The organism is Bartonella tribocorum (genome assembly GCF_002778015.1).
GTDB lineage: Bacteria > Pseudomonadota > Alphaproteobacteria > Rhizobiales > Rhizobiaceae > Bartonella > Bartonella tribocorum_B.
Genome location: NZ_NJPP01000013.1, coordinates 23,037 through 45,690, shown reverse-complemented (window position 1 = coordinate 45,690; position 22,654 = coordinate 23,037). Strand labels below are relative to the sequence as shown.

Annotated in this window: 18 protein-coding genes and 2 pseudogenes; 6 read left to right on the top strand and 14 right to left on the bottom strand. The window is 37.0% G+C overall.

The genetic code is table 11. The annotated features are described in order from the left end of the window. The 12 genes from CEV08_RS04930 to CEV08_RS04875 all read right to left on the bottom strand — a co-directional run. A partial coding sequence (locus CEV08_RS04930) for a Fic family protein (protein ID WP_180753556.1) occupies positions 1-982 on the bottom strand: 982 nt, incomplete at its 3' end. Between the two features lie 305 nt (positions 983-1,287). Beyond that, positions 1,288-1,473: an antitoxin VbhA family protein gene (locus tag CEV08_RS04925; protein WP_100130614.1), complete on the bottom strand. Its 186-nt coding sequence runs from the start codon at positions 1,471-1,473 to the stop codon at positions 1,288-1,290. Positions 1,474-1,541: 68 nt separating this feature from the next. Then, positions 1,542-2,612 carry a P-type DNA transfer ATPase VirB11 gene (gene virB11, locus CEV08_RS04920; RefSeq protein WP_100130613.1) on the bottom strand — a complete coding sequence of 357 codons (1,071 nt, stop codon included), beginning with the start codon at positions 2,610-2,612 and terminating at the stop codon, positions 1,542-1,544. After that, the gene (gene virB10, locus CEV08_RS04915; protein ID WP_100130612.1) at positions 2,609-3,781 is read right to left on the bottom strand and encodes a type IV secretion system protein VirB10; all 1,173 of its coding nucleotides are present in this window, start codon (positions 3,779-3,781) and stop codon (positions 2,609-2,611) included. Before virB10 ends, virB11 begins: the two co-directional genes overlap by 4 nt. Then, positions 3,774-4,640, bottom strand: a complete 867-nt coding sequence (gene virB9, locus CEV08_RS04910) for a P-type conjugative transfer protein VirB9 (RefSeq protein ID WP_100130611.1) — start codon at positions 4,638-4,640, stop codon at positions 3,774-3,776. Before virB9 ends, virB10 begins: the two co-directional genes overlap by 8 nt. Next, the gene (locus tag CEV08_RS04905) at positions 4,637-5,341 is read right to left on the bottom strand and encodes a virB8 family protein (RefSeq protein WP_208436847.1); all 705 of its coding nucleotides are present in this window, start codon (positions 5,339-5,341) and stop codon (positions 4,637-4,639) included. Before CEV08_RS04905 ends, virB9 begins: the two co-directional genes overlap by 4 nt. Continuing rightward, positions 5,295-5,609, bottom strand: coding sequence for a type IV secretion system protein VirB7 (locus CEV08_RS04900; RefSeq protein ID WP_100130609.1), 315 nt, complete (start codon positions 5,607-5,609; stop codon positions 5,295-5,297). The genes CEV08_RS04905 and CEV08_RS04900 overlap by 47 nt, the downstream gene beginning before the upstream one ends. Before the next feature lie 210 nt (positions 5,610-5,819). Beyond that, the gene (locus CEV08_RS04895; protein ID WP_100130608.1) at positions 5,820-6,800 is read right to left on the bottom strand and encodes a type IV secretion system protein; all 981 of its coding nucleotides are present in this window, start codon (positions 6,798-6,800) and stop codon (positions 5,820-5,822) included. Continuing rightward, positions 6,787-7,320 (bottom strand): type IV secretion system protein VirB5, encoded by a 534-nt coding sequence (locus tag CEV08_RS04890; RefSeq protein ID WP_100130607.1) that lies wholly within the window; start codon positions 7,318-7,320, stop codon positions 6,787-6,789. Before CEV08_RS04890 ends, CEV08_RS04895 begins: the two co-directional genes overlap by 14 nt. Continuing rightward, positions 7,317-9,671, bottom strand: coding sequence for a VirB4 family type IV secretion/conjugal transfer ATPase (locus tag CEV08_RS04885; RefSeq protein ID WP_100130606.1), 2,355 nt, complete (start codon positions 9,669-9,671; stop codon positions 7,317-7,319). Before CEV08_RS04885 ends, CEV08_RS04890 begins: the two co-directional genes overlap by 4 nt. Positions 9,672-9,693: 22 nt before the next feature. Beyond that, complete coding sequence (locus CEV08_RS04880; protein ID WP_100130605.1) at positions 9,694-10,002, bottom strand: type IV secretion system protein VirB3; 309 nt, start codon at positions 10,000-10,002, stop codon at positions 9,694-9,696. Positions 10,003-10,017: 15 nt separating this feature from the next. After that, entirely contained in the window at positions 10,018-10,344 is a 327-nt protein-coding gene (locus tag CEV08_RS04875; protein WP_100130604.1) for a TrbC/VirB2 family protein, read from the bottom strand. A 382-nt stretch (positions 10,345-10,726) separates the two neighbouring features. Between CEV08_RS04875 and CEV08_RS04870 the strand changes: the two genes are divergently transcribed. Next, entirely contained in the window at positions 10,727-11,473 is a 747-nt protein-coding gene (locus CEV08_RS04870; protein WP_100130603.1) for a hypothetical protein, read from the top strand. 1,780 nt (positions 11,474-13,253) lie between these two features. Continuing rightward, positions 13,254-13,641, top strand: a pseudogene (locus CEV08_RS09940) (hypothetical protein); the annotation flags it as partial. A 387-nt stretch (positions 13,642-14,028) separates the two neighbouring features. On the opposite strand, the pseudogene CEV08_RS04850 reads toward CEV08_RS09940, so the two are convergent. Continuing rightward, positions 14,029-14,389: pseudogene (locus CEV08_RS04850) on the bottom strand (helix-turn-helix domain-containing protein). 1,245 nt (positions 14,390-15,634) lie between these two features. Here CEV08_RS04850 and CEV08_RS04845 point away from each other — a divergent pair. Together CEV08_RS04845 and CEV08_RS04840 are read left to right on the top strand one after the other, a co-directional pair. Continuing rightward, a complete protein-coding gene (locus tag CEV08_RS04845; protein WP_100130601.1) occupies positions 15,635-16,480 on the top strand; it encodes a TIGR01459 family HAD-type hydrolase in 846 nt (281 codons plus the stop codon). Next, positions 16,480-17,481: a bifunctional riboflavin kinase/FAD synthetase gene (locus CEV08_RS04840; protein ID WP_100130600.1), complete on the top strand. Its 1,002-nt coding sequence runs from the start codon at positions 16,480-16,482 to the stop codon at positions 17,479-17,481. Before CEV08_RS04845 ends, CEV08_RS04840 begins: the two co-directional genes overlap by 1 nt. Before the next feature lie 2,151 nt (positions 17,482-19,632). Here CEV08_RS04840 and CEV08_RS04830 read toward each other — a convergent pair. Further along, entirely contained in the window at positions 19,633-19,962 is a 330-nt protein-coding gene (locus tag CEV08_RS04830) for a TIGR01244 family sulfur transferase (RefSeq protein ID WP_100130598.1), read from the bottom strand. A 1,303-nt stretch (positions 19,963-21,265) separates the two neighbouring features. Between CEV08_RS04830 and parA the strand changes: the two genes are divergently transcribed. Together parA and CEV08_RS04820 are read left to right on the top strand one after the other, a co-directional pair. Next, entirely contained in the window at positions 21,266-21,892 is a 627-nt protein-coding gene (gene parA / locus CEV08_RS04825) for a ParA family partition ATPase (protein ID WP_100130597.1), read from the top strand. Next, positions 21,892-22,119 (top strand): hypothetical protein, encoded by a 228-nt coding sequence (locus CEV08_RS04820; RefSeq protein WP_100130596.1) that lies wholly within the window; start codon positions 21,892-21,894, stop codon positions 22,117-22,119. Before parA ends, CEV08_RS04820 begins: the two co-directional genes overlap by 1 nt. Positions 22,120-22,654: the final 535 nt, after the last annotated feature.

Genomic DNA, 22,654 nt, shown 5'->3' with positions numbered 1-22,654 from the left:
TTGTATGGACACGGGCATCTTCTGCAACCATTTCGGAAAGTTCAGTTTTTCCCAAAGGGGGTAACATTTCCTTCGGGATGAGCGTGTTATTTAACTCTTGTGTTTGTGGGACAGTGAAGGTCAATTCATCACCATGTTTTAATGTTTTGAGTTGGTCTGGTGTAAGGTAGTCCTTATTGCCGATGATGAAAGTTCCCTTTACATTGATGGCAAAGCTGTTAAGGCCAGCACCTCTATAAAGTCCCGTGTAAGTCTCACCTTCCTTTGTAACCATAACAGGGAGATTATTCACATTACGTCCCATATTTTCCATGTTATCCATAAACTCTTTTAAAAGATCAATTTTTTCTGGATTAGAGATATCTTCAAAAAGATGTTGCATCGGTTCTAGATCACCCTTTACTGCTCCTGCAACACTGGCGAGCGTCATGCGTTCTTGTGTGACAAGCGAAAAGTCAAGTTGATGGCCTGCGGCTTGAGCAAGTTTTTCAAAAAACACTTGTTGTGTGCGTCCATTACCTTCTCTGAATGGATGAATGTAGTTGAGAAAGTTAAATAAGTTTGCGGCTTCCAAGTTAAATTCTTCGCGCGTTAAGCCTTGCAAATTATTCTTTTGACTAAGCGTTTGATCTAATTGTTGTAAGCCTTTTTGAACCTCATCACCGATTGCAAAAAAATTAGAATGTTCTACGATAGGCATGACGGCTGTGGTACCATCTTCAAATGTAAAGGGGATATGACGCGGATGTCCAGCCCATTCAAAGGTATTTTTAAACAACTTATGATGAATAGAGCATAGATAGGAACTATTAAACTGTTCTGGTAGAGGCTCTTTACGCAGATTGATCATTTTTTTTGCTGTATCATGCGCGCATTTTTTTACAAAGGATGTGTAGTTTTTTATTCCATATTTATTTTTGAGCGTGGCGCTTTGAAGATAAGTATAATGATGATGTGAAAAGATTCTGTCTGCGTCTGGCATTTATTCTTCCTTTCCAGTTTTTAAATAATTGTCTTAAATAAGCCTTTTTTAGCAGGCATATTTTTTCGGGTGTTTAATCTTTCTTTTTGCAAAGGCAGAAGATAAAGCTAGCCCGTTTTCGTTTGTGCGCCCTTCCCATGAAAGCAGATTGATCATTTCTTTTATTGTATCATGCGCGCATTTTTCCAAAAGGGATGTGTAGTCTTGTATTCCATATTTATTTTTGAGCGTGACGCTTTGAGGATAAGTATAATGATCAGGTGAAGGGGTTCTGTTTTTTTTTTGCTTTAGGCATGTTTACCTCCTTATAATTCAGCGTTGTCCATAAGAGTGTTAAATTTTTCTAGTGAAATACTCCCTTTCGCATATTCTTCTAAAATTTTTAGCGTTGTGGAATGAAGCGTTATTCCCTCTATTGCATGGGAGCTGATGGCCGCGTTAACGTCTTTGCGGCGTTGTTTTAATTCTTCTTCTGTTGTCTTTTCTGGCATTTATTCTTCCTTTCCAGTTTTTAAATAATTGTCTTAAATAAGCCTTTTTTAGCAGGCATGTTTTATCTTTAGTTACCGCCAAAGATATTGCGTTGTTTGAAGGGATCGTAATAAATTTCTGTGACCTTAAATTTTCCTTCAACTCGTTTGCATTGGATGATGATATCAATCATTGAAATTAATAAACCTCGAATATCATCACGCTCTAAATCACCACCTCCTTCACTTTCTTTGACCAAAAGAGTCATTTGTTCAAAGGCGCCAAGGGCTGTTGAGGCGTGAACCGTTGTAATGGAACCTGGATGGCCTGAATTAACATTGCGGATATAATAAAAGGCTGTCCCATCTCGAAGTTCTTGCAAAAGAATACGATCAGGACGCATCCGTAAGGATGATTCAAGCAATTCTTTAGGGCCAACAGAAGCTAAACCTTGGCCATCTTTTGAATAAATCATCGAAACATGGTTAGGGTGCGGTATCACCAATTCTTGTGTGTCTTCAATGGTGATAATACGCTCTTCTTGAGGAATTTTGGCGATTAACGCTTTGGATAATGTTGTTTTACCCGAACCAGTTTTTCCCGCAATCAAAATATTTTTTTGGCATTTTACAGCCTGATTTAAAAAGGAGACATAGTCTTTATTGCAATAGGCATTAGCTAAATTATGCTCGATCATTTTGAGTTCGCTAAAACGTCTATGATAATCATTCAATGGCGTGAAAGAGATTTGCTCACATAACGAGAAGAGACCTTTATTGGCGAGTTCTTCGAGAGAAAAACTCTGCGATGATGGTTTACGAATGGTCATACTAATCGTGTCTTTTTCGACAGCTGGTGGAATGACAATTTGAATGCGCTCATTGCCTGGGAGAGTTGCCGATAATATTGGATTCTTGTCTGATATATTTTGCTTGGAATAGGACGCGACAACTTTCGCAATCCCCATAAGCTCATTAAAAGACAGAGCGGGAGCTTCTATTGTTTTCCATCCATCAATTCCTTCCGTCATCACTTCATAGGGACGATTGATAACAATTTCAAAAAGACTCTCATCTTTCAAAAAAACACTAATGGGTTTTAGTTTTGTGAGAACAATAGCAACTGTTTCATTACTCATGGTGTCTAAGTTTGGATTCATTGTAAAGGTATCGCAGAATTTTTGTAAAAGTTTCTTGGAAAAGCCCGATTGATAATCTGTTTTTTGTTTTCGATAACTTTTAATTTATAAACGCTAGAAAAATCTAAATCGCGGGCAACAAAAACGTTTACCATTTCCCCTTGGTTTTTGGATAAGGTAGGAGGAATATTGACGTAATTTTGGGCAATAAGATTTGCAATGTTTCGTCCTGAAGAGAGTGTTTCATTCTCTTCTTGGTCTTGTTTTTTTAATAAATTTTTATTGGCATAGTTTGTTGCATCTTTTATCAGGGATACAAGAAGTGCAGATCCAATTCTCTCTACCCAATGATTATCAATATCACCATCAATACCAGAGCGTCCTAAATTGTCTGTTGCTGGTGAAGCTAAGGATATAATGACACCATTGGGGGTTTTCGCTCTATTCCATAGTACAAAGAGACGTTTTTGCCCCTTTTTCAACCCAGCGCGATATTCACCAACAATTTGGGTGCCTTTATCAAGAAGGACAACACGACCATTGTCTGATAAAATATCTCTGGAGACGATACAACTGGCAAAACCTTGTTGATCACTGTTGATGGCTGTTTCTAGGATACAAGGGATAGAAGTTCCCATTGTGATAATATAATTTCGATTGCCAAGAGTTGAAGCACGAATACCTTCAAGAACTGTGGGTTTGAGAAGATGATTAAAGCGTTGTGTTGTTTCATCAGGCATGCTTTCCAGTTGGTGAGGAAAGGCACTGTTCTTTGTTGGTAAATCTGTGGTGCTTTTTGGGGTATTCGCATAAGCTAATACAGGAGCACGTTGTGCTGCCTCCAGCAGGGAATCATCGGAATTTAATTGATTAATTTTGGGTGTTGGTAGCTCGACTTTGGGTAACAGAGCGTTATTTGTGTGAGTCTGTTCAAGAGAAGGAGGGGTAGGTTTTGCAGGGCGAAAAAGTTCTGTTTGTTTGATAACTTTTCCTTCTTTTGATCCTTCTTTTAAAGATTCAACCGGTTGTTTTTTGTCTGTGACAAGCATTGAATAAGCTAAATAAAGACAGACACTGAAAAGAATAATAAGAGCGATTGCTTTGCCTATATTGCTCTGTTGACCTTTTCCTTGAGCCGTTTGTATGGTATCGCGATCATTAACGTTTTTTTCATCCACGGCGTTATTCATGGCTGTTTCCTATGTTCACTTTACGTTGTACAGATGGTGATGTCGTTCCCGTTTCAGGATTAATTCCTTCTGGAACAAACCTTTTATTAAAAATACACAATACTTCATTTCCACGCCGTAGCGTGAATTGTGCTGCTGTCGCATGAACAATAACCTTGTTGCCTTTAATTGATTTAGGAATAAGGGCTTCCTGCCCATCAGGCGTTACAAGGTAAATGGCAGGGATTTCAACATTACCTAAAAAGGTAAAGGTTGTTGTTTTTCCATTATCATAGACAGAGGCAGGTTCAATGAGCGATGAGCCTTGGGCTTCATAAGCCCAATTGCGTGGTCCGAAATCTTCATGGATATTTAAAACATCATTGACAAAGTTTGCTTCACGCTGTTCGGCTTTTGCTGCTTCGGCTAATTTCTTACGCAAAGCTTCATCTTCTGGATAACGAAACTTTACCAAGAAATAGGTCTCATTGCCGGCTGAAACATCGCCTTCACGAATTTTTAGTTCAAATTGGTAAGAACGTTGTGTTCCATCTTGGCGGCTTGTGACGATTTGTAAGTTGGTCACAGGTTGGACTTCACGCGGTTTAAGAAAAACAAAGTGGCCAGCTGGTGCAACTTGCCAGGCAACAGAATTTCCAATTCCTACATAGGTTATTTCTTCATCATCGGCAAACTCCAGTTGAACTGAAGAGCGAATGGAACCAATAATTTGTACGACATTATAGGGGTCATAATTGATAAACCTGATGCGGTTATCTTTACGGGCACTAACAGGTGCTGTTTCTGCAAATGAGAAAACTGTGTGAAAGCCAAGAGTGATCGTAAAAATTAAAAAAGTTGTTTGTAAAAGCCTGATCATTTTATTACCTCTGGATCAGATCTATATTCTGAGATTTGAAAACCAAGGGGGTTGATAAGACGATCAGACGTTGAAATGTGTGCGTTAACGTAGGAAAAATTTAAAATTGAAATCCAATGGGAAATCGTTTCTTTTTCATTAAAGTCTCTGACCGTTTTATAGTAACGAACTTGAATAAGATCTTTGCTTATAAAAGAGATTGATTTTATTGTGACTGTCGCAGTCATGTTGTGATAAATATTTTGCGGACTTTCTGGATTATTGCCCGCATACCATTTTGCAAAACGGTTTTGTTCTTTTGGGGAAGATAAAAGAGAAATTAAGCGAAAATTTCTTTCTGCTTCGGATGCTTGAAAACCTTCGCGCGCACGAACATATTGGCTGGCAAAATAACGCGTTATTGCTTCATCATAGTCGTTAGGAGATTCTTTTAGGGCGCTTACAGTATCGACGATGCCTGTTGTGTTATCAACGCGAATAACAAAAGGCTCTACCGTTTTCAAGGGCGTCAAAGCTGCGACAGCCAAAGCAAGCGCAATCGTCATCAATCCAAAAAGCACTGTTAAAGCCATGGAAATTTTCATCCGCACATGCATACTATGCATGCGATCAATGTCAAAAGAGCGTGCTTCTTTTATATATTCTTCAAGCGCGTCACTTTTCACGCGTAACCTCCACAGTTTTATCAGCTTGTGCTTCATGAATTGTTGACTTTAATGAAGCTGGATTAAGGGTCGAGTTGACTGTTGCTTTTTCATTTTCCAAAGTATTGAGAATGATGGGCGTGGTCACAGGTTTTAGTGACCTTTCTTGGAGGACAATGTTTTTGTTGTTCCAATTCCATTTATCTTTATTTAAAGCACGGGTATGTTTTCCATTACAGCGTGGTGGTTTTTTGGGAGCACTCAAAGAGGCGCAGCCGGTAAGGGCAATTGTTAGGATCATAACAAAAGTTATTTTTCGTTTCATTTTTTGAACTCACAAATATTTTGGAATGCAATGCATGAGAGCCTTTATGTTGAATATCTTTACACGTTTATGGGATGTAAGAGTGCGATCGGTTTTGTTGTAAGAACCAATATGTTGACACTTACATGGAACAAGATCATGGAACGTGCGCCAAAAGGCGCACGCAGGGCAAAAACAAAAATGTTTATTTTCTTAAATAAGCGCTTTATCTTAAAACCGACCACGACCACCTCCAAATCCTCCTCCTTTTGCCACAGCTCCCACTGTTTTAGCAGCGTTACCGGCAGATCCTGAGAGGTGTGAAGCAGCACTTTTTACGGCATTACCACCTGATCTTATACCACTCGTAAACATTGAGAAAATCTGTCCTCCTGAGGCAGCAGCGTGAAAGTATGGTCCACCAGAGGCGAGCGCTGTTGCAAGACTGGGAAGTGCACGGAAGATCACAACCCCTATGATAGAAATGACAATGACAGGGGGAAAAAGAAGATAAATTGATTTATATGAAACATTGAGAACCTGTAGGATCACTTGACATATAATAGTGCCAAGCATGATCACAAGAACTTGTAAAATAGTGAAATTGATCAAAGTTGCAACCCATGCATCGGAATATTTGCGCGTTGCATTGAATAAATATAAACTAATAAATAAAGGTCCAAGACCTATAATCATAACCAGTGCAACTTGTGCAAACATTTGGACAATAAAACCACCGATACAAAAGAGTATAACGGCGAGAAGCATGATAGAACCAAGAAGTCCCACAACGATCCTTTCTAAAAACCAAGCATTGTATAAGACTTCTTGATAGCGAGAACTGGCCTTTAACAAAATATAATCAAAAACATTGGAGTTTGTTGGATTGCTGTTGAGCGCATTCCCAATCGCGTTGGACAAATCATTGAAGAAAATATCTTTAACATATGTATTAAACGTCTCCGCATTCGTTGTCATTGTGGTTACAACAACAATCTTAACAACATTGTTGAGAAGACTATGCATGGAGAGCGCAACACGACCCGTCATAACATTATAACCATAGAGAAAGATAAAAATAATTGCGGCAAGATTTAAGGGCGCTGAAAGTGCAGAAGATAAACCACTCACCGCTGTATCAACTACATCATCGAGGGGCGTTACAATATACCCAGAAATGCTTTCAAAGGGAGAAAAATTATAGTCTGACATTCGTACGCATACTTTCAAGTTTTTCTTTCAATTTTTCTTCTTTTTCTTTTAATTGTGCTTGGATCTGTTTATAATTCTCTTGCACCTTTTCTTCACGCAACTCCTCTTTTGTCTTCGTATCTCTTGCTTGAATCATCGCCAAAGACTGAAGCTTTAAAGAATTTGCTTGAAGATCAGCTTGAAGAAGAGAAACTTTTACTTGAAGCTCTTGTCGAAGAGCTTGAAGCTTCTGTAATTCTTCAAGTTGAGATTTTTTTGCAGTGTCTGTTGTTGTTTCAGTGGCTGTTGTCTCTATTTGTGCTTTAAGGTGTTCAAGTTGATCACTTATTTCTTTAATTTTTTTCGTCGTTTCAGCGGCAGTCTTATAAATGGTTTCAGCCGTTTCTGATTTTACAGCATTTAATTTTTGTGTGTTCTCAAGTGCCTGTCTATAATATTCATCAACATCGGGGGGAGTTTGCGCTATTGTATGAGAAATAAAAGAAAAAGATAATAGTGTCACTAAGCCATATTTTTTCATTGATTTTCTCTCCTTTGATAAAATATAGGCAGCCATTCTTTAGGATCTGCTCCATATTCGTTTATAATTTCATTCATGAGTTCGATATTTTTTGTGGTACCACTTAAAACGGCAATCTCATCGTTCATTCCACGTAAATTGAGTTCTGCAACGACGGAACTCTGTCCTTGTTTGATGAGAAAACGACGGGATTCTCTGCTTAATTCTGACTGTATCAGTTCAAATTCACGCTCGGTGAGTTTGAAATCTTCGACATAATCATGGTAATTTGCTTTTTGATTGGGAAAAAATATTTGGGTAGGACATTGTTCAATAATTGTATGCGCGATTGTTGAGTTTAAAGCGTCTTTGGGACTTTGTGTGGCAAAGAGCATTAAGCCGTTTTGTTTACGGATTGTTTTGAGACGATCTTGTGCAAAAGCTTTAAATGAATCATCTTCCAAAGCTTTCCAGAACTCATCAACAACAATAATGATGCGCCGTCCATCAATCAGATCAAGAATGCGATGAAAAAGATACATCATCAAGGGGCGCCGAATTTCTTCATTGTCTAAGAAATCAGTCATGTCATAGCCAATGAATTGGGCATTTAAATTGAGATCATCTTGATCATTATCAAAAACCCATCCTAAATCATTGCCTCTAATCCAGCGTTGTAGCCGTATGGCAATCCCTTCTTTGGATGTGTTGTCAAAAAACAGTTGAAGGGCACCAAGAGAGCGTTGTGTTGGAGGCAAGTTTTCCAAGGAGTCGATGGCTCTGGCGATATCTTGTCGCTCTTCTTCGGTCACGATTTGCTCTTCAGAGGTCACAAGCTTTAAAATCCAATTGCGAAGAAAGATTTTATTTTTCTCGCTGTATTCCATGCCCTTTAAGGGGGCAATACCGGTAGGGTGTCCGTTTTTTAAAGGCTTATATTTTCCACCACCTGCACGCACAAAAATTTCCGCTCCTTGATCTTTATCAAAAAAAACCATGGTCGGATTGTGTTTTTGTAATTGTGCTAGAAGAAAATTAACAATCACTGTTTTCCCAGAGCCCGATGGACCACAAACAAAGGTGTTGCCTAAATCACCAAAGTGAAAATTAAAATAGTAAGGAGAACCCGCTTGTGTCTTTAGCAAAGCTACAGCAGTTCCCCAAACATTATCATTCAATTTGCCAACCGGAAAAGAGTGGAACGGCGATAGAGCGGCAAAGTTTCTGCTGGTAATGGCGCCGGAACGTGCACGATAGCTAAAATTTCCGGGGAGCTGCGCCCACCATGCGGCTTCCAATCCTAAATCTTCTCTGGCAATCACGGCGCCCCCATTGGTTAACTGGGCACGTGCTTTTGATAAGTTTTCAGTCAATGTTTTAGGATGATCTGCAAAAACAGCTAAAGAAATGTGATGTTCGCCTAAAACAAAACGGTTTGATTCCAAATCATCTAGGGCTTCATCCAGTGCATCAATTTGTGAGCTCGCACGGTCGGCCACATTAATCATTTGATTTTGTTTGCGGCTCATAATTGCACCGGCGGCCGCTTTACTTTTAAAAACAAAGGATTGAGTTAAAATGAATTCAAATGGCACCGTGAGCAAGCCATCAGTCATCCCCGGGCGTGTTTTAGAAGGGTATTCTTTCCATCCAAACATGCCGACGAAGCGTTCGTTGCTTTCATGGCGAATTTCAATAATTTCTTTCCCAAAAATAACACGATCGGAGTAAATCGTTGAGGCAATGGTGCCAAATGTGAGAGGAATACGTTCACGTCTTCCACCTACCAATTGATGGAGAAATTCACTTTGTTCGGAAAATAAAACACCTTCATGTTCATAGATTGATAAGAGACGGACCTTATATTCTTCTAAACCCTCCATGAGATCTTGGCTTAATTCTTCGAGTTTACGAATAGCTTCCGCATCAGGTTCAGATTGCGTCTTTTTCGCTTTGCTCAAGCGCTGAAAAAATGCAACCAATTGTTCTGTTTTATCGGCTGCGGGATTCCAAAGAAGTGAAATAAACAGATCATTTCGATATAGCTCTTGAGAAACCATTTTCTGTTTGTATTTTTCATCCAAGATTGTTGCAAAAGATGAAAGAAAATGGCCTTCTGGATAAATCGTTTCACGACGCCGGATAATGTGAGAATATAAAGCAACCCGTTCATCGGCAATATTTCTCAGCAGCGTGTTTAATTGGTTGTGTAAAGAATTTAATTGATCAATGTCTGCTGTGTCAAAATTTATACCTTCAACGGCTATCACAACCATTAAACAGCGCGAATTTAAAGCAATGACATGTTGGTTAATGTAGCGTATATAAGGAATATAGTCTTCAGGTAAAGTTTCCCGCTTCATTATTGTCATCTGTTTCACCGGTTTCGTTCCTTCAGAGTAGCTCCTTGTAAGCGCGAACAAGGCGTAAGGGGGAGGTAGAACTCCCTCCCCATCGGTTGAGGTTTTTTTGTTTTCCTCGTGTATTGAGCCACGCAAATAATACACGAAATTGGTTGTGATCGTACTTTGTTACCTCACGCAAAATAAAGTGCATCCCAATTCCAAGACCAAACATGGTAAAATCACTGGTCAAAATGAAGAGAATGGATGTGGCCATAATATTGAGCGCCATTGCTTCCATTGTAACACCGCAAAACATGGCCGGACGTGTACAGGCAAGAAAAAGAGTATCTTCATTCATATTATATTATGCTCACTAATTCGTCGGACCGGCTAATTTATTGACAAGAGCAGGGGCTCCAAAAACAATGGCAATACCAAGAACACAGTAAGCCGCTTTGCGTAAATCAATAAAGCCGTACATCCAGCCAATACCCACAGCAGCAACACAGATAATGGCAATCAGCTTTGCTGTTGGACCCGTCATCGCGCTAACAATGTTGCCTAAAACACCATCAAGGTTCCCAAAACCACCCCCATCACTAGCAGAAGCCGCAGCATAAGAAAAATCTGATACAAAAACTGCCGTAAACAGCAGCATGGTCATGATAAAAACGATATCCTGAAATCTATTATTTGTCATTTTACCTCTCTATTAACAAACAATATTTATTTATATGTCGACATTCTATTGTCTCTAAAAACTGAAAAAATTTGTTATTTTAACAGTCTAAACTCTTCGTTTTTTGTTTTAAAAGCCTTGATCGTGGATCTTCCACTCTCAAATTCTCTTCAAAGAGACGGGCTGGAATTCTGTTATATGAAAATGGCAATTTTAAGTTTGTATTTTTGGTTAAGATAACAATATTAAAACAATGAAAGAAAGAATCTTATTTTTTACAAAAGTGTTGTTAATTTGCAACATAGATATTTTGATTTTTTTCTTTAAAAATAATGCTATTGCCGATAAATAATATGAAAGGAAGATAAAACAATGAATTTTTTGAGCGAGTGTGTTGTAAAAGATGCAATTTAAATTAATTGTTATTATTTACATTATGGGTTCTATCGTGTGGGGATTAAGCCAATATAAAGATAAAATAGATTTCAGCATTCTTAAACCATTTACGGTGCAAGATATCGAAGATATTGTTGATCTCTATCGAGAAGAAAAAAAATTGAGTCAACCGATCACTAAACAGCCACTAGAAAAAACTAAACAGCCATTGGACAAAAATGAATCAGTGCTTGATTTGCAGACGCGTGCTTCATTAAACAATGTTGCAAATGATGGGGCTGTTTTTCATGGTAGGGCATCTGTTACCAGTGGAACTACATTTAAATTATTGACGCCTTCTGCACAATCTTGGCGATCCCATATTACCCGTGATATTCATCTTTATGGTGTGGATACCTGCGCACCGCGTCAAAAAGCAAAATTAAAGAATCAAGAATGGCCCTGTGGTGTGGTGACAATGGCTTGGCTTGTCACCAAAACACTTGGTTATGATTTATCCTGTAAGCAGGCTTTTATGCACAATGGTGTTTATTATGCGCAATGTTTTGTTCAGGGGGTTGATTTGGCAGAGGCAGGTCTTACAGAAGGCATGTTGGTACTCTCAAAAGAGGGTAAAAATCCTATTCCAAAACAATATTATCATGCGGAAGAAAAAGCACGCGATAACAAGATTGGTCTTTGGTCAAGTGACTTCACTGAACCTCTAAAATGGCGGCGCGATAATGGATCTTATAATCCCTTTGCAAGGCCATGATTTGCTTTAATGAACCTATTGACTTAAACTTTGATAGAGAAAACTTGACCCATAAAATTACAACTGACCCTGGGGTAAGTGGGAATAAACCGTGAGAATATTGACGTCTTTGTTTCATAAAGGTGAACGGGTAATCTTTCTCTTTTCAAGAGAGAGTTGCTCTTAAAATGGACTCTCTTCTTGTGTGTTTTTAAAAAGAAGGGAAATGTCATTTTGGATGGCAAAGGATTTTTGAGTATTTGTGCTTGAAGGAAAAAGTGAGAAGATAACAAATGTTCAAGAAACGGATTTCGATAGGGGGATGATAGATTTTAAAGCTCGATTGATAAAAGTAACAATGAACAGCCCCCAAAATAGTAGAAGGTTTGATACAACTAATAGAATGTTTCACAAGAGCTTAAAAGAATTCATAGCAAAAGTTTTTCTAAATCAGAACTTTGTCTTCAATATTGGATAAAGACTGTTTGTATTTCTTCAAAGCTCGTCAATTTGTTGCATGCTTTATGAAGCTTTCATATAAACTTATCTGCTTCTAAATACTTTCTTGCAAATAGATCCTTACAATGAAAGCTTCGTAAAAGTGATTTTTATTGTTGGTGTTTTTTCTATATTTTAAAATCAATAAGTATAAAATAACTATCATAAATAAGGGAAAAGCAATGGCCGAAATATAAATAGGTAAAGAGCATTGGACTTTTTTCTTTGATGACTTCGTCGTCTATTAATGAAACTAGCTATTACCATGTTTATAGATTTTCCGAGGAGAATAACAATTCCTATTTCAGTGTCTCTATTTGAAATAAGTTGGATAAAAGCACTTGTGTGTCTTTTGATTTCGTCATTTGTATTCAGTTTTGCTTTTTTCTTCTCATTATATTTTACGACAAACGCATAGGATGGTTGTCGTGCGCTTTTTTTGCATTATTGTACTTAGATGTTCATTGTGGAAGCAAGCAAGGGATAATCACGCTCAACTTTCGTAAAATATGAAAATTCAAAACCCATTTGGGGGATAATGTTAACAGATAAGGTATTTAAAGAGGAGCAAAATGAAAAAGTTTATTTTATTATGCACGGCTCTATTGTTAAGAGCCGAGTGTAAAAAAACATAGCATAGAAGATTTTAAAAAAGATGCAAAATGAAGAGAAGAATGGGTAAAAAAGTATTTTCTTTCAGGACCAGCTGTTTAGGAATCTACGAATTGTCAAAACGTTCTAAAAGCAGAGAATGAACTATTTTTCTCGAAAGAGACTCCTTCTACCGATTGTGGGCATGCATTTTAATAAATACATACCTCAACAATAGATATGATATATAAGTTCCAAATAAAGAAGTTACTGTGCAAAAAATAATTGCTGAATAGTTGTTTCTTTAATTTTTATAGGTAGCAATCGTTATCACTTTTCATCTTTCAGATAATCGCTTCAAATTGTATTGGTCATTATATCGTTTGTTTCAACTTTATAAAATTGAGGATGATTCTCACGAGAGTATTGGACCATGTTGTCTTGCTAATGACGTTGGTGTCGCATTGAGATTTTAGAGGAAAGAACATGCTTTGAGGAATGTATAAAAGACACTAAGTTTTTATGCAATATATTGATTTATAATGATAAATCACTGTTTATATGTTGAGTGAGAGTTCCAAATAACGTAAGATTCTCTCATTTTAGACCTGTTCTATGTTGAATCAATCAAAATCACTTTCTTGCACATCACAAGCTGGATGAGCGTGGGGATAAAACTTGTATAATAAAGGACGAAAAGTAGCTCCTATGAATCATCTTAAGTGCTAAGAGGTGTCCGCAACATCAATGCATTGGCAAAGTGTGTGATGGTGCCAGTTTGTTATTTCACAAGCGTAAAGGTGGGGGTGCTATATTCATGGGGGCTTTAGCGTTATACCATGCATGGGCGTCGTTTTGAGATGGGCTTGGTGTGCTCTTTGAGAGATGTTTCTTTAAAACAAGTCCGTGAATGTACAACTGGGGGGCGTTCTATTTTACGTGAGGGTTGTGACCTATTCAAGAACGCGATAAACAAAAGCGTGAGGTAATAAGCAATCTGCATTATTTGAAAGATATTGCTTTGGGCCCTTTTTGAAAGCCGTAAAGCTGAATTAAAAGGAGATGGGAAAGATGGTAAAGGGTTTTCACTTTTACGCCTTTCAGGCATCTTACGAGTCTTTAAGTGTATCAAATGTATATTGTCTAATATCAATGGCGTATTCACAGCGAAGAGGGGGTGACCCTTTTATACGTATGAATGCTTGTCCTATTATACTGTAAAGCACTATCGTTTGAGATATGATAATGTAAGATGAAATTTTGTGCATAGGGTGTTTTGATGAGGAAATGTGATGAATATTCAGGGGAGGGCTTGTTCCTATAATTTTGGGAAAGGACCCCTATGAAATGGGAAGCTGAGAAGGAGTTGTTCTTCAGAAGACGAATTGTTTATCAACCGGTTTGAGGAGAGATTTGCATCCTCTTTGGTGTGGGGAGAACGCCAAGAACAGAGCATGGTGCGCTTTATACTTATGCTTGTAAACGCTTTAATTTTGATCAGAAATCAGTTTTAAAGTTGCTTTCTGTTTGACAGATGTGAGGACTCTAAAACTTTTTAAAAGCCAATATTCCTCTTTGCGCGAGGCGATTTCATCATAATGGTACGGGGTATTCTCTTTCTTAATGATATCAGTATAAAAAAAGGAAACTGAAATTTTCAAAATATCGGAAATTTCCTTTAAACGTCCTGCACTCACACGGTTTAGGCCTTTTTCATATTTCTGGATTTGTTGGAAAGGTGACACCTCAATGTTGACCCAATGTTTTTTGAGACATCTTCAGCATTTTTCATCTCAAACGAATCTTTTTACCAACAAAAAGATCAATATTAAGATTATTGGTTGGCATTTTTTCTCCACCGGGTGGGAGCGCCTTCGCATTCGTATTCCGAGAGTTAAAAGCACTGAACTCAAATCAGCATTTTACTTTTAGTGCTGAAAAGCACTTGGACAGTGCAAAATCTTTTGGAATTTTAGGATACCTGCAAAGTGAGATCAATTCATGTTTGAGTTTTTCAGACTTTTAATCCCTATTGGTCGTTGCGTATGCGACCAAAACATCTTTTAACTCATAAAATAATTGCAGGATCTTTGCAATAAAAATAGTTTTTCTTGAGATGGATAGGTTTTTTTAATAAGAGGCTATTTGCCTTTCAACTTTTTATTTAATATTCGCTTATTACAATTATGCCATCCGTCCTGAGTTTGGCGAAAAAAGCAACCAAACCTATGGGGTTTAAGATTAAGTGCCTAGGGGACCGAAAGAGATCTTTGCCTCATAAGAAAAATGGTTTTTCTTATGGGGCTTGATATATCATGATGATAGGAAAAAGCTTTCATGAGTGGAAATTCCTCATGCAAAACAAAATCAAAACGGGATAATAGATGGGATTGTTGGTATATTCACGAGCAGGGATATTTTTCAATGCTTGAGATCATTTTACAACAGTACTTCTTGAAGCGTATAAAGTAAAAGCTTTCATAAATAGTATAAACGCTATTCTGCTATCTTTACTGAAAAAAGATGCCTGATAGAATATATTCTCCAGACTCTTTGGTAATCCAAAATATTATGACAGTTTTTACATTTGAGAGGGATTATTAGGAGGTATTTTATTCTTTTCTTCAAGTGTTTTTATCTATACGCTCGTCCCGCTTATAATGTGCAAGCAAATAGTTTTTGATTAATTCAATATAAACAGATTTGAAATGAGAAAAGAAATTGAAGTTTCTTATTATGTATGAATAACGAATTATTATTATAAATCAATGGATTTATATTTAAGGAAGCAATTTAAAAAAGGAGGGCGTTAAATTGAAAATTTGAGTATTTTAGATGAAAAACGATATTAACGCAGTTGTTGTTAGAATTGAAATTTTTATGCAAAAAATGAGCATTTGGCAATGATAAGCTTTTGATATAAARCGTTTTAAATTTTCATAATTTATTTATTTTATCATTTTTTATGGTCTCTATAGATGATACAAAGTTGGGATATGATTTGAGAAAGTAGATGACAGAAGTCTTATCTTTCGATAAGTAAATTTGAAGTAAAAGACAGCTTGATCAATGATAAATAGAGATAGGTGCACCATGAATGAACTTACCCATATTGAGATTATTATAGCGCATTATGATGCTGTTTTTTGTGATGTGTGGGGTGTTGTGCATGACGGTGTACAGGCATTTGAACCCGCGTTGAAAGTGTTGTATAAAATTCGACAAATGGGGAAAAGTGTCATTTTATTAACCAATTCTCCTCGACTAAGGGAAGATGTTGCAGCCCAATTACAAAGCATGAATATTCATCGTGATTATTATGATGCCATTATTACTTCAGGGGATGTAACGCGTGATCTCATTTGTACTGCGCCGCGTAAAGTTTTTTTCATTGGTCCACAACGTGATTTGGTGTTGTTTGAAGGGTTAGAGTGTGAATTTGTTGAAGAATGGGAAGCTTCTGTTGTTGTTTGTAGTGGTTTTCTTGAAGATTTTGATGAAGAACCCTCTGCTTATGAGGAGATGTTTCGTCGTATGCGCGCGCGGAATTTACCTTTTATTTGTGCTAATCCTGATATGATTGTTCATTATGGGAATAAGGAATTTTGGTGTGCTGGTGCCTTGGCGCGTCTTTATCAACAATTAGGGGGGGAAGTCCGCATCGCTGGAAAACCTCATGCACCTATTTATGAGTGTGCCTTTGAAAAACTTCAAAAAATACGTGGGAAAGTAGAAAAAAGTCAAGTTTTAGCTATTGGTGATGGTCTTTTGACGGATATTAAAGGGGCGGCTCATTTTGGTCTTGATGCTCTTTACATTATGGGCGGGATTCATCGTTATGATTATATGAAAAATGGTGTGGTGGATAAGCAAGCGTTGCATTCTTTTCTGGAACGTCATGGTTATAGGCCACAAGCAATCATGTGGACACTTCAGTAATGGCTAATTTTTTGCGTCTTCAGGGAACTCATATGTTTCCTTCGGCTTGGCGGGGAGCTGTGTTGGCTCTTGGAAATTTTGATGGTGTTCATTGTGGGCATCAGGTAGTGTTGCAAAAAGCGCTTGATTTCGCGCGGATAAAAAAGAAACTCGCTGTTGTTTTAACTTTTGAACCTCATCCAAGAAGTTTTTTTCAACGTTCAGCGCCTGTCTATCGTTTGACAGAGGCTGCTGAGAAAGCTGAAATTTTTAAAATTCTTGGCTTTGATGGCGTAATTGAACAGCCATTTGATACACAGTTTGCTACTCTTTCAGCGGATGAATTTATTAGGTCGATTTTAAAGGAAGTTTTTGATGTTTCCGTTGTGGTGACAGGCGAAAATTTTCAATTTGGTCATCAGAAAAGTGGAAACGTACATCTTCTTTGTCAAAGGGGAGAAAAATATGGATTTCAGGTTGTGCAAGTTCCCTGCGTTTCTCGTTCTCAAGATTCACAATCGTTGGTCATTTCTTCTAGTTTTATTCGACAACTTCTCTCACGAGGAGACGTGGACAAAGCAGCTCATTTGTTAGGCTATCACTATCGCGTATGTTCTCATATTATTCAAGGCGAAAAACTTGGACGCCTTTTAGGATTTCCTACCGCTAATCAGATGTTGCCTCCTCAAGTTCGTTTGGCACATGGTGTTTATGCGGTACGCTTGCGTCGCGCGAATGGTATTTTATATGATGGCGTTGCAAGCTTTGGGTGTCGTCCAACGGTTGTTAAAGATGGGGTGCCACTTTTGGAAACCTATTTGTTTGATTTTAACGATGACCTTTATGGGGAAAGCTGTACCGTTTCTTTTTTCCAGTTTTTGCGCGGACAAGAAAAATTTGATGGGCTTGAACCTTTAATTGCACAAATGCACCGTGATGAAGAAAAAGCAAAAGAAATTTTACAGACAGTCCGACCATTATCAGAGTTGGATAAGCAGCTTGCTTTTAGAAATAGGCCATAAGTTTATCTGAAAAAGAAAAAAGAGCGGTAAAAAGAGCACTTAAAGTGATGATAATTACAAAGATATATTCCAAGATGTCATGGAATATATGTTTTTTCCGTTGTTGGGAGGGGGAATCGAATATTTGAAGATCTGATTGAGGCATGATTTTTTTTAAAGTTAATTTGATGGATTTTTTTATTATTCAAAAGTTTACTGCTTGTTTCTTTCTAATCTGTTAAAATCCATGATGAAAAACCAATGAATAAGAACATAGCATATTTGGCAAGAATAGATGAGAAGCAGGAGAAAGGTAGTTTTTAATCTTGGAATTTTATAAGTTTGAAATCAATAACTTTTGATTTAGAAGTTTATTATTGCTTTTTTCTGATTTGTCTTGTTATGGCCGTATCATTCTTTATGACGATATTGGGCGCATGGAGAATTTTACGCATGGGATGTTTTTTGTTCTTCATGTGATGAATATTTTCAAGTAAAGCTTTTTTGTTGTGTTCTGCGAAGGAGACCAGTGGTTAGCAGCGGTTTTCATGCTAACGCATCATGTAAACTAAAATGAAGCCGATGGAAATTGCTTTAAGTCTCGTTTCTCTCATATAATGTGATAGGGAATTCACCTTAAAGAGAGCAAGGAGAGTGCGATCAATTGTAGATAAAAAGAAATCATTAGGAAAGAGCAAGGGGGACTTGTTTTAGAATTTCTAATGCTTTTGATGATACAGGGCACACCTTTGTTATCGTATTGCACTCGCCTTTCATATTCTCAAGCCAAGAACTGTCTCTTCATTTGTTCTTTAGTAAGTATCACGCATAATAATGCAAGGGAAGGTGGTCTTGTAAGGATAAGAAAACACAATGGCTCGTTTTGGCACCATTGTTGTTGGTGGATAAAAGTGTTGGCAAAAAGTTAGGATATCTTTGCAATTTTATTTTCGGTCTATTCGTAACTTTGATGGTGTTTTTTCTGATAAAACTTTTGTTTTTGTTGTTGTTTGTCAATTAATATTCAGTGCCAATGCAGCAGGATGTTTGAGGCAAAGATCAAGGCGGGGTCGTTCTTTTTTCTTCTGCTGTTCCAGTTTTTATATGTCAGATGGAGATGAGTATCTTGCCTATATCCTTTGGAGAATTTCTGAAACCAATCTACAATCTCATTATGGGAAAATATGGCGTTATAAATGGAGAAATTCGTCTAGCGTCTTCTCTCTTTTTAATTCGGTTTTCTTCCTTTATAACTCTTCACAGCAAGATTATTTGAAGAATGAAAATGACGCATTGCTTCAGATTTTTGTTTTTCTTGTCATAGGGTCCATGTTCTTTATGTAAAGGATAAAAAGCTTTAAATGGAATAGACTTGCTTTGTACATTTACGCGCTTATTTTAAAGAAATATTTGCCTTATTTTTTTCACGACGGCGCTTGTGAATGGAAGAATCTAAGCTTCGTTGAGTGTTATCGTCTTTATGTTGAATAAAAGAGCCATTTAGCATTATTTGTTTGTATTTTGAGCCTTCAATATTGTAATTTCTTGGCTTCTTGAGAGCGTTTACAAGAGCTATTTTTTCTTAACGCATTTTTATGCGTACGGGGTCTTCTCATTTTTGATATGCAAAAGAGGTGTTTTTGATTGTTTCAAGATAAACAGATTTGAAATGTGAAAATTCTACGGGACCAGGGTTTCTTATTCAACGGGAAAAATAATTAATTATTATTATCAATCAATATATTGTAATTAATCATAGATTATGGCTTATGGCTTTTTATAGAATATTTTGTGCGCTTTTTACACAGAATGTGGGGGCTTAGTGGTTTTACTGTTGTTTTATATGTCTGTGGTGTGCGAATGAGGTGTATAGGTAAGGATGAGAAAAAGGAAATGAAGCTGTGATAAAAGGTGAGATAAATATTTTTTTGATTATCCTATAAATTTGCATGCATTGCTATGGCTTTAGAGGGGGATGTTTGTTGTATATTCAAGGAAAGAGCTTTCTTTTAGAATTCTATAAAGTCGATGATATGAAGTTAGGAAGCTTAAGTAGGAAGCCTAAATAGGAAACACGTGGCGAAAATTATTGACAGACACTCGTTTACAGATCGATGCAAACTTAAGAATCCTTATTTTTTAGGACAAGGAAAAAGCATATGAAGCTTATGATTAAAGACGTGCTAAACGGTAAAGATGCAGTGAACGCATTCCGTGATGGCAATAGGCAAGAAGAGGAAGAGACGCTGTTTTTAAAATTGTTTGCATGGTTTCAACACATGATTTTTCTATGGTCGGAGGAAAAATGGGAATGTAATGGGCTTTTATGCCATAGTTATTTGCAACCGCTTTAATGCTCGAAAAATCAGGTTGATGAGGTTCCTCGTGATCGGGGCGGTTACAGATAATTGTTTTAAAACCAACTTCTGCCAATGTTTTGATATTTTCTATGCTAATTTGGGCGCCGATAAAAATATCAGGGTCAATTTGCTGTAAATTCATTTTTATTTATTCCCAATTGTATGATTTTTATGATACTCTTAAGTCTATAAAAGAACATGATGAAGGTAAGATCTTTCAATGGCATCTTAACAAAAATATTCTTTTTTTCGAGAAGAGTGTTTTGGGCGAATGCGTTGTAAGGTGCAAAATACCTCAATGCGCAACACGTTTGTTATTGTGTTTTATATAACACATTAATTTATTAATGATAATATGATATTTCTTAACTTGAGTTAGAACCTTGAAGCTGTAAGGTTCTCTTGTTTTAAGCCCGTTTCATATTGCATCAATCAAGCCCCCTTTCTTGCACGTTATTAAGCGAGAGCCTCATGTGGAGTGAAATTTTCAAGATAAGGACAAAAAATGTTTTTTCATGAGTCCTTTTAAGGGCCAAGAGCCTATGTAACCCCTACGCGCTGGCAAAGTCGCGTGATGGGGGGCGTTTTCTTCTTCTCAAGTGTAAAGATGGAGATGCTCAATAGATTGATCGTTATGAAAATCTTCTCTGTAATGGATTCCTTGTTCTTCTCACGAAGCATAGAACATCCCATTGTGTTGCTTGTTTATGGGCAGGGGTATCCTTATTTTTTCTTTCAAGCTCATTTCACTTTGTTGCGCATAAAAGGTATAAATTTAAAGAGTATAACATTCATTGTATCCGCTCTTCTTTAGTTCAAGAAAAGGGACAAGTAAGCTGTTATCATATACAAGCCATCGATGCTGCCAATAATTCTTGATATTTAAAACACTTCTTATGACGTGTTTTAATAAGCAGTATTTTTATTTTTAAGTGTTTGTTTTCATCTGTCAGCTCTGTTTGTGAGGGCAAGCAAGTAATTTTAATCGATTGAATTTAAGAGAGGCAAACAAGAGAATTTTATGGATTTTTGTTCTCTCATTACAACATGTAAAATCATGAATTCTTCTTGATCATTTGTTATTTATTCAGGGCAGAGCTTGTTTGTCGAGTCGTATGTAGGGGATGCCATGAAGGGCGAAATCTAAGGGGTAAAGATTATGGATAGACCATTCTTTACAGATTGATGTAAATTGAAGAAACAATCATTTTAAGGCAGGGGAGGAAGAGCGTATTGCTTGTTTAAATTTATCGTTTTATCCTTAAGAACACTATTTTCATAATATTGAGCGTTCATACTAAAAGAATATTATAAAGATAAAGTTGGGGGCTGTTGTTTTTATCCTAAAAATTAAGAAAAGTGGTTGTTTTGCACGTGTTGGGTGCTTGCTTCTTTTGTTGTTTTCTGTATAGTCGTAAAAACGATAATGATGAAAGACGTAACGAATGATTATTGGACTTTTGAATCAAAAAGGGGGTGTTGGAAAAACCACGTTAAGCGTGAATCTTGCGGCCAGTTTTGCACGTACTGGTGCACGGGTATTGCTTATTGATGTTGATCCACAGGGGAGTGCATTGGATTGGGCTGCTGCGCGTGAGGATGTTCCTTTATTTTCAGTTATTGGTTTGCCGCGTGCAACAGTTCACAAAGAGATTGCACAGATTGGTCATGGTTATGATCATGTTATTATTGATAGTCCTCCGCGTGTAACGGATCTTGCGCGTAGTGCCCTTATGGCTTCGGATTTTGTGCTTATACCCGTTTTGCCTAGTCCCTATGATATTTGGGCAGCTGATGGAATTGTAAAGCTGATTGATGAAGCGCGTGTTTATAAAGAAAATCTTCAATCTGCTTTTGTTATTAATCGTAAAATAGTCAATACGGCGATAGGGCGTGATGTGAACGAAGCCCTTGGGATATATCCCGTGCATGTTCTTTCTTCTAGTGTTGCACAACGCGTGATTTTTGCAGAAGCTGCAGCACAGGGTAAGGCTGTTTACGAAGTTGATGAGCAAGGACCAGCAACCGCAGAGATTGAAGCTGTTGCAGCGGAAATCAAGGAGTTAGTGTGATGAATAAAAAAATTAAAATTGGTACGAAACCAACCAATAAATCAATCCCTTTAACGGCGGATGCGTGGGTAGGAAGCCACAAAGAAAACATGAGTGGAGGAATGAAGCGCCTTACGATTGATATACCAGAAACTTTACATCGGGTAATTAAGGTAAGTTGTGCGAGTCGTGGAACTAAAATGGCCGATGAGGTGCGCGAATTGCTTTCAAAAAAATATGGAAAATAAAAGATGATATACGATAATAAGTATGCGTTGATTTAAGTGTTTTTAACGAAGAGGATGCTGGCCATTTTTATATAAAGTTAATCGTGATAAAAGCACTTCTCTTTTTTACGAGGATTGTTGCATCTTATGAAACAGTGATAAATCTATAAAAATTTTTCGTTTTAATTTTTCTTCTATAGATGTGATCATCATACCCTTTGTATTTGTATTATAGCTGGAGAGCTGTAAATTTATTCTTCCGTAAGAGTTTTTCTGATTATGATTTTAAATGTGAAGTGATTTTTTGTTTATTTTACGTAATATATGTCATTAAGAATAGCGTTGATGATGTTTTTCTGTTACACAATACTTCATTTCATTAATTTATATTTATGTATTTAGGGGGATAAAAATAAATAAAATTTATTGATATTGATACGTTATAAGCTTTCCTCATACCCAAAAGAAATCATTGAGCATGTTAGAAAAAATATTTCTTACATTTATATGATTTTATATTCTGAGTATTGAATACTCTTTGATGGTCGGCAAGGAA

Bases quoted from the DNA above. Each gene is read 5' to 3' on its own strand.
- CEV08_RS04880 (WP_100130605.1), bottom strand. From the start codon at position 10,002: ATGAATGAAGATACTCTTTTTCTTGCCTGTACACGTCCGGCCATGTTT.
- virB9 (WP_100130611.1), bottom strand. From the start codon at position 4,640: ATGATCAGGCTTTTACAAACAACTTTTTTAATTTTTACGATCACTCTT.
- CEV08_RS04885 (WP_100130606.1), bottom strand. From the start codon at position 9,671: ATGACAATAATGAAGCGGGAAACTTTACCTGAAGACTATATTCCTTAT.
- CEV08_RS04870 (WP_100130603.1), top strand. From the start codon at position 10,727: ATGCAATTTAAATTAATTGTTATTATTTACATTATGGGTTCTATCGTG.
- CEV08_RS04840 (WP_100130600.1), top strand. From the start codon at position 16,480: ATGGCTAATTTTTTGCGTCTTCAGGGAACTCATATGTTTCCTTCGGCT.
- CEV08_RS04895 (WP_100130608.1), bottom strand. From the start codon at position 6,800: ATGTCAGACTATAATTTTTCTCCCTTTGAAAGCATTTCTGGGTATATT.
- CEV08_RS04830 (WP_100130598.1), bottom strand. From the start codon at position 19,962: ATGAATTTACAGCAAATTGACCCTGATATTTTTATCGGCGCCCAAATT.
- CEV08_RS04905 (WP_208436847.1), bottom strand. From the start codon at position 5,341: ATGAAGCACAAGCTGATAAAACTGTGGAGGTTACGCGTGAAAAGTGAC.
- CEV08_RS04925 (WP_100130614.1), bottom strand. From the start codon at position 1,473: ATGCCAGAAAAGACAACAGAAGAAGAATTAAAACAACGCCGCAAAGAC.
- CEV08_RS04845 (WP_100130601.1), top strand. From the start codon at position 15,635: ATGAATGAACTTACCCATATTGAGATTATTATAGCGCATTATGATGCT.
- virB11 (WP_100130613.1), bottom strand. From the start codon at position 2,612: ATGAATCCAAACTTAGACACCATGAGTAATGAAACAGTTGCTATTGTT.
- CEV08_RS04820 (WP_100130596.1), top strand. From the start codon at position 21,892: ATGAATAAAAAAATTAAAATTGGTACGAAACCAACCAATAAATCAATC.
- CEV08_RS04875 (WP_100130604.1), bottom strand. From the start codon at position 10,344: ATGACAAATAATAGATTTCAGGATATCGTTTTTATCATGACCATGCTG.
- CEV08_RS04890 (WP_100130607.1), bottom strand. From the start codon at position 7,320: ATGAAAAAATATGGCTTAGTGACACTATTATCTTTTTCTTTTATTTCT.
- virB10 (WP_100130612.1), bottom strand. From the start codon at position 3,781: ATGAATAACGCCGTGGATGAAAAAAACGTTAATGATCGCGATACCATA.
- CEV08_RS04900 (WP_100130609.1), bottom strand. From the start codon at position 5,609: ATGAAACGAAAAATAACTTTTGTTATGATCCTAACAATTGCCCTTACC.
- parA (WP_100130597.1), top strand. From the start codon at position 21,266: ATGATTATTGGACTTTTGAATCAAAAAGGGGGTGTTGGAAAAACCACG.